Origin of the sequence: uncultured Zhongshania sp. (assembly GCF_963975605.1) — a bacterium.
In the GTDB taxonomy this organism is placed as follows: domain Bacteria; phylum Pseudomonadota; class Gammaproteobacteria; order Pseudomonadales; family Spongiibacteraceae; genus Spongiibacter; species Spongiibacter aquimaris.
In genome coordinates, this window is record NZ_CAXBHN010000043.1 from 1 (window position 1) to 7,257 (window position 7,257).

Annotated in this window: 5 protein-coding genes; 1 reads left to right on the forward strand and 4 read right to left on the reverse strand. The window is 52.3% G+C overall.

Annotation, left to right across the window (positions count from 1 at the left end; translation table 11 throughout):
* Positions 1-332: 332 nt before the first annotated feature.
* From AAC007_RS17340 to AAC007_RS17355, 4 genes are all read right to left on the reverse strand, one after another.
* The gene (locus AAC007_RS17340) at positions 333-803 is read right to left on the reverse strand and encodes an Lrp/AsnC family transcriptional regulator (protein WP_295875770.1); all 471 of its coding nucleotides are present in this window, start codon (positions 801-803) and stop codon (positions 333-335) included.
* A gap of 26 nt (positions 804-829) precedes the next feature.
* Entirely contained in the window at positions 830-1,333 is a 504-nt protein-coding gene (locus AAC007_RS17345; RefSeq protein WP_339678506.1) for an Lrp/AsnC family transcriptional regulator, read from the reverse strand.
* A gap of 25 nt (positions 1,334-1,358) precedes the next feature.
* Entirely contained in the window at positions 1,359-2,963 is a 1,605-nt protein-coding gene (locus tag AAC007_RS17350) for a FadD3 family acyl-CoA ligase (protein ID WP_339678508.1), read from the reverse strand.
* Between the two features lie 122 nt (positions 2,964-3,085).
* Positions 3,086-3,976, reverse strand: coding sequence for a methylated-DNA--[protein]-cysteine S-methyltransferase (locus AAC007_RS17355; RefSeq protein WP_339678510.1), 891 nt, complete (start codon positions 3,974-3,976; stop codon positions 3,086-3,088).
* 177 nt (positions 3,977-4,153) lie between these two features.
* Here AAC007_RS17355 and AAC007_RS17360 point away from each other — a divergent pair, with 177 nt between their 5' ends.
* Complete coding sequence (locus tag AAC007_RS17360; RefSeq protein WP_339678512.1) at positions 4,154-6,544, forward strand: AsmA family protein; 2,391 nt, start codon at positions 4,154-4,156, stop codon at positions 6,542-6,544.
* Positions 6,545-7,257 lie beyond the last annotated feature (713 nt).

Below are 7,257 nucleotides of genomic sequence, written 5' to 3' on the forward strand. Positions count from 1 at the left end.
ATGTGTTACCTATGTGACTGGGCAAATCTGTAACCCATGTGGGTGTTTGTACAAGCGACAGCGAATGCCCTTAGCGTCCGGCGTCCGACGTAAGCACGGCATATGGCAGAGTGGTTCAATGCCCAAAACGACTGGATCCTCAATCGAGTTGAGGATGACGACGGTGGGTCGTTGAGGATGACGGCCTGGCAGATTGAGGTGACGATGGGGGCATTGAGGATGACGGCTTGGCAGTGTTCAGGACAACGGTGGTCGGCGTCCTTGAGCGACGCCGGCAGCGGATAAAATGAAATCGCTGCCTGCGGTAATTATTATAATTTTTTGAATAGCAGTTACGCGTCGACAATACGACTCATGCGATAGTCGTGCTTAACAAAATTAACACCCAGCGAACACTCGGTGCGACGCACCCCCGCAAGGCCGGTAATTTTGCTGTGTAAGAATCGTGCAAGTTCGGCATTGTCTTGTACAAGTGTGATGGCGAGAATATCAAAACGACCCAGCATTTTGCCGACAAAACCGATCTCGGGCACTTCGGCCAGTTTTCGCGCCACGTCGTCGCACTGGGCGCTGCGCTCTACCTCAACCCAAATATAAGCGAGGGTCGGATTGCGCAAGCGGGCGATATTGGTCATGGCGGTAATGCTCACCTGACCTTCGTTTTCCATGCGTTTGATGCGACTGCGCACGGTGCCTTCGGTAATGCCTAAGTCCGCGGCAATTTTGCGATTACTAATGCGCGCGTCTTTGGCGAGGCCATCTAGTATTTTACGGTCTTGATCATCTAACTGTTTTTTTGCCACGGTACTAATTCCTATCCCCGTTATCCCTAAACACCGTACCCAAAGGGCACCCAGTTAGACTGATTTTTTAGCACATCGAGGGCGATAGACGGCTCTAGCTTGCGCACCCCCGGCACACTTCCCAAGCGCACCAGCAGTTCTGACAGATGTTCTTGATCACGGGCAACGGCAAGGGTTTCTATATCGAGGGTGCCCACAACCTGGCACACCGAAAACACTTCGTCGAACTTGGCCAAATCTTCTGCCACCACGTCGGCTGGGCGGCCTTCAACCTGAATGCCCACCGCCAGCATCATGGTGTAGCCAACGGCTTCGTAATCTGTCACCGCGACTACCCGTAAACTGTCGCCCTCTTCCAGGCGCTTTACTCTGGCGCGCACGGTGGCTTCGGTCAGGCCTAATTCATTTGCCAGGGTTTTGTAGGGCATACGACCGTCGCGACGCAGATGCGCCACAATGCGGTGATCTACCTCGTCCATATGCTGGGATGACGCCGGTCGCAGGTGTTCGCCGTCGCTAAACTCTGTCATATCACACTCCGAATTTGCGCAGGCATCAGGCTAGCTTTTGCGCTGCCAAGGCTTTCAACTCAGGTTTAACGACTTTGCCCGAGGCGTTCAGCGGCAGCGCGTCGATAAATTCCACATAAAAAGGCACTTTGTAAGACGCTAATTGCGCGGCGCAAAACTCACGCACGGCGGTGGCGTCGATATCGCTACCCGCCTTGCGCACCACAAAGGCCATACCCACTTCGCCCTGGGGTGCTTTGGGCACACCAATAACCGCCACCCCCGCTACGCCGTTCATGGCGTAGAGCGCTTTTTCAGTTTCAGCGGGATAGACGTTTTCGCCGTTCATGATGTACATGTCTTTCAAACGGTCGGTGATTTTGAGGTAGCCCGCCTCGTCCATCACGCCAATATCACCGGTTTTTAACCAGCCATCGGCGGTGATCGTCTCGGCGGTGGCTTCCGGCATATCGAAGTAGCCTTGCATCACGTTGTAACCGCGGAACCACACCTCGCCTTCGCTGCCCCGCGCCACTTCGACGCCGGTCTGTGGGTCTGCGCATTTCAGCTCTACGCCGTCGATGGCGCGGCCAGAGGTGGAGGCAATAATTTCCGCTTCGTCGTCTGGGCGGCAGATCGTGACGACGCCACAGGACTCGGTAAGCCCATAGGCAGTGACCACGGTTTCAAAGCCCAGCTTGTCGCGCATATCGCGGACCAACTGCACCGGCACCGACGCCGCACCCGTCACACCCAAACGCAGGCTGGAGAGATCGTAGTTGTGGCGAGTGTCATCTGCTAACAGCATTTCATACAAAGACGGCGCGCCGGGCAACATGGTGACTTTTTCGCGCTGAATGACTTCCATCACCGATTGCTTGTCGAATTTCGGCATTGGCAAAATAGTCGCGCCGCAAATGATCGCTGCCAGCCAACCGGCTTTGTAGCCAAAGGAATGGAAGAAGGGATTGATAATTAAGTAATTGTCGTCGCTGCGCAGGCCAACCGTGGCACTCCAGGTTTGGAATACGCGAATATTTTGCTCGTGACTGCACAACACGCCTTTGGCTTTACCGGTCGTGCCAGAGGTAAACAGCATATCGGCGCTGTCATGGGGATTCACCGCCCGCTCTACGGCAATAAACTTTGCGTCGTCGACTTGCTCACCCAGGGTGAGAAAATGCGCCCAGCTGCGAGGGTCGTCGGCTGGCGCCACGCCCGCCGCTGGCAACATAATCCGATGGCTTAAATTGGCTAAGTCTTTATCGACCAAGGGCGCGATGGCTTCAAACTCTGATGTGGTCAGCAGCGCTTTAACACCGGCTCGGTGCAAAATGTCCGCCGCTTCGTTTTCTCGTAAACGGGTATTTAAGGGCACCAAAATTGCGCCCACCGACTGCAGCCCCGCCGCCGCGACAATCCACTCCGCCATATTGGGCGCCCAGATCGCAACGCGGTCGCCATGATTTACGCCAATCGCACAAAATGACTTTGCCGCCTGCCGGCGCAGATCGTTCAATTGGCGGTAGGACATCTCTGCACCCAACTCACGAATGGCCGCCTTGTCGCCAAATTGCTGGGCAGCCCAGCCGATGAGGCGCGGCAAGGTCAAGGGCATATCGGGAAATGAAGCTGAGGGTTCCAATAACATAGCGCAGGTAGTCCTGGTGGGATCAACAATTAACAGCGCTAAGTTTAGAAGCTAACAAGCCGCACAACAAGAAAAATGCGTAATTTATGCGCACAAAAATTACGCGTTACGAAAATTTGCCCTTAAATACCAGCGACACTTTCATGCAGCAACATGGCTTGCTTGCGCTCACCTCCCCAACGGTATTGGCTAAATTCACCACTGCCGCGAATGACGCGGTGGCAGGGAATTAAGTAGGCGATATTATTGCGCGCAATCGCCGAGGCCACGGCTCGCGTCGATGACGGCATGCCCATGGATTCCGCCAGCTGCTGATAAGAACAGACTTCGCCAAGAGGAATGGCGAGCAGGGCCTCCCAGACCTTCATCTGAAACTCAGTGCCTTTTAGCAATACCGTCAGCGGTTTGCCTGCCGATTTTGCGGCAAACATCGACTGATAGATCGCAGCTACCTGACTGTCATCACGCTGCAGCTCCGCCGCCACCCATTCGTCTTGCAACTCAGCAAGCAAGGCAGCCTCGCCGTCAGGTTTATCAAAGAAGGCCAACTTACACACGCCGCGATGATTAGCGGCGATAAAACAATAGCCAAAGGGCGATGGACAGCTGCCGTAAACAATCTGCAAGCCTTGCCCCCTGCTGCGATATTCGCCGGGGGTAACCCGCTCGGCTTTGATCATTAAATCGTGGAGACGACCGCTGCCGCTCAAGCCACAGGCTAATGCCGCATCTAGAACCGAGCTTTCTCGCAATAGGCGCTTGGCATTTTCTTTGGTGAGAAACTGCAAAAACTGCTTGGGAGACACCCCAGCCCACTCACTAAAAATACGCTGCAAATGGAATTCACTGACACCGATATACGACGCTAGCTCCGACAGACTTGGCTGCGCCTGCTGATGCTCGTTTAAATAGTGAATAGCGCGGGCGACCCGCTGATAGTTTTCTTGTTGCTCTAGCGCTGCATTCATATTGTGCAAACCATACCGTTCAATGGTCGAGATTGTGCCCCGCACTCCCCTTCCTTACCACCCGATTCTTGCTAGTAGCGCGGCAGCAGAGTAAGTTTCATTGTTCAACACGAACTATGTTCGGTAAATCTGTCAAACCATGTAAGTAAGCTTTTACACACCTATCGCCCTTACAACCATACGCCAATTAATGGAATGCCATTTAATTACGTGGAGAACACCATGGGACGCGCCATCAAATATCTTATCATCGCCCTTGTCAGTGTCGTTTTAATTGCGGTGCTTGCCGCAGCCTCACTGGCATTTTGGATCGACCCGAATATTTTTAAAGACGACATTGAGAAGCTGGCCGCCGAGCAGGGCCTTATTCTCCACTTAGATGGCGACTTGTCTTGGCAGGTCTTCCCCAATATTCAAATCGTTATCAATGGGGCCAGCCTCGCTACGTCGGACAAGGTCGAGCTAATGAGTTTCGACACCGCGCAGCTGTCCGTCGCGCTTATACCCTTGCTGAACAAAGACATTGTCGTACAGGGCATAGGACTCGACGGCGTTAAGGCCAATTTGGTCGTTGACGAACAAGGCGTGGGCAACTGGACCAAAATCGGCAAAGCATCTGACGACAAAGCGCAAAAGCCCGAAGCAAAAGACGAAGGCGGCAGCAAAGCCCTGGAGCTCGCCATTGCCAAACTCAGTTTAAGTAATAGCCACGTAATCTATAACGATAAGCAAACCGGCCAATACGTCGAGTTGTCGGCACTGTCGCTAAACGGCGAAAACATCCAACTGAATAACACTGCATTTCCCTTGAGCTTAGAGAGCGATGTGAAGTTTGAAGACGAAACCCAAACACTGAACGCAAAGCTCAAACTCACGTCTACTATCACCGTGAACCAAGACATCAACCATTTCATTATCAAAGACGGCGATTTAGCACTTAGCCTTGATCACAAAAACGAACTAGGCACTGCTTCGGCCAGTACAGAATTACGCCTTGATGCCGATGTTAATATCGCCGACGGCGTGGTTTGGTCGCTACCGACGCTAGACATATCCGATACCAGCCTGAGTTACGCCGCCACGGACGGCAGCAATATTGAGATTAGCGCGCTTAACTTTAAAGGCAGCGTTATTCCCGGCGGCGAAGCCAGTGAGTTGGCGATTAACGGCAAACTGCGTTACGGCAACGCCAGCCAAAAGCCAATTGAAACCGATCTGAGCCTGTCGACCCTGCTCAGTATCGACGCCAAGTTGAACGCGATAAAAGCGCAAAAACTCGCATTAAGAACCAGTATTGGCGGTGAAACCATTGACCTCAGCGGCGATGTAAAAGCAACTATCAGCCCACTGGACTACCAAGCCAAACTCACCCTCGCCAACACCAATGTTAAAAAAATCGCCAACAGCTTGGGCATTGAATTGCCGGTCATGGCAGAGCCAAGTGCGCTCAACAAAGTCGGCACAACAATTTCACTGAACGGTAACGATAAACGTATCGTGATATCTGAGCTGCAAGCCACCCTTGATGAGAGCACGATCAAAGGCAATGCGAGTGTCGATCTCGATAAAAATCAGGCCGTAAAACTGGCACTAAATATCGACAAAATAAACGTAGACAACTACCTGCCGCCGGCACCGCCAGAAGAGGCAAAAGCAGAGAAAACAGAAAAACCTGCGGCAGCGAGCGGCCCGGCAGCAGACACCGAGATTCCCTTACCAAGAGAGATGCTCAATAAACTCAATGTTGATGCGAAATTACAGATAGCCGAACTAAGGGCAAACAATCTGCCATTTAAAAATATTCTTTTACACGTCATCGCCAAAGACGGCGTTACCGCCGTTAGCCCTCTTAGCGGACTGGTGTATGACAGCCCCTTTAAACTGGATGCCCAGCTCGATACCCGCCCTACGGCAGCCAGAATGTTGATGCGCGGCAACAGCACCCAATTACCACTGGGTAAAGTACTGAAGGACGCCGCCGCGATTGACGAGCTTTCTGGCATAAGCGATGTGACCTTTAATTTGACGACCAGCGGCAACAGCGTCGCGAGTTTAAAGAAGCACCTAGACGGTAATATCGAGCTCAGTGCGCAAAAATTGCGCCTCAGCAATATGAATATCGAAAAGGCATTTTGTCAGCTAGTTGCGAAATTCCAACAGGAAACCTTCGACCCCACAAATTGGCCTTTATACAGCGACCTCAACGATACCGTTACAAAAATCGTGATTAAAGACGGCATCGCCAGAATCGAAAAATTAAATTCTGGCGTAACCAAATTGGCGCTGAGCGGCAACGGTAAAATAGACTTAAACGAAGACACCTTCGACGTTGTCATCAATACCCGTTTAGCACAGGCCGACCAAAATGCCATGGCCTGTAAAATTAATAATGACAAATTACTAAACCGCGACATCCCTATTCGCTGCAGGGCTGCCTTTGATAAAGTCGGCGCCACCAGCTGCCTGCCAGACTTTAGGGTGATAGAAGATATCGCCAAAGAAAAGGCAAAGGATAAAATTGATGAGAAAGCCAAAGAACTCATAGATAAAAAAATGGGTGGCGAAAAAGGCGAAGCCGCCAAGCAAATATTTAATCAATTTTTTAAGAAATAATTTTAGGCCGGCACAAAAGCTCTCGATGTATAGCTCGAGGCGACTGGATGAGACTATACGCTTATTCAGATGACCAAAGAGCGACGTAAGGCAAAGCGTAAGAGACATAGATCCTCAATCGAGTTGAGGATGACAACACCATACTACGTCATCCCCGACCCCGATCGGGGATCCAAATGAGCAACAGCGAATGCCCTTAGCGTCGGACGTCCGGCGCCTGACGCTTGAAGTACGCGCCGCCCAGTTAGGCGTGTTACAAATTCCAAAGCGACTGGATCCTCAATCGAGTTGAGGATGACAACACCAATCTACGTCATCCCCGACCCCGATCGGGGATCCAGAGGAGCGACAGCGAATGCCCTTAGCGTCGGACGTCCGGCGCCTGACGTTTGAAGTACGTGCCGCCCAGTTAGGCGTGCTACAAATTCCAAAGCGACTGGATCCTCAATCGAGTTGAGGATGACGTTGTGGGTCGTTGAGGATGGCCGTGGTGGGTCGTTGAGGAGGCGGCTTGGCAGTATTGCGGATGAAGGTTTGACTGGCTGAGGATAACGGCGCACCCGACCTTTAAGTACTACGTCATCCTCAACCTTTCACTACTACGTCATCCCCGACCTTTTACTACCACGTCATCCCCGACCCCGATCGGGGATCCAAATGAGCGACAGCGAATGCCCTTAGCGTCGGACGTCCGGCGTCTGACGTTTGAAGTA

Bases quoted from the DNA above. Each gene is read 5' to 3' on its own strand.
- AAC007_RS17350 (WP_339678508.1), bottom strand. From the start codon at position 2,963: ATGTTATTGGAACCCTCAGCTTCATTTCCCGATATGCCCTTGACCTTG.
- AAC007_RS17345 (WP_339678506.1), bottom strand. From the start codon at position 1,333: ATGACAGAGTTTAGCGACGGCGAACACCTGCGACCGGCGTCATCCCAG.
- AAC007_RS17360 (WP_339678512.1), top strand. From the start codon at position 4,154: ATGGGACGCGCCATCAAATATCTTATCATCGCCCTTGTCAGTGTCGTT.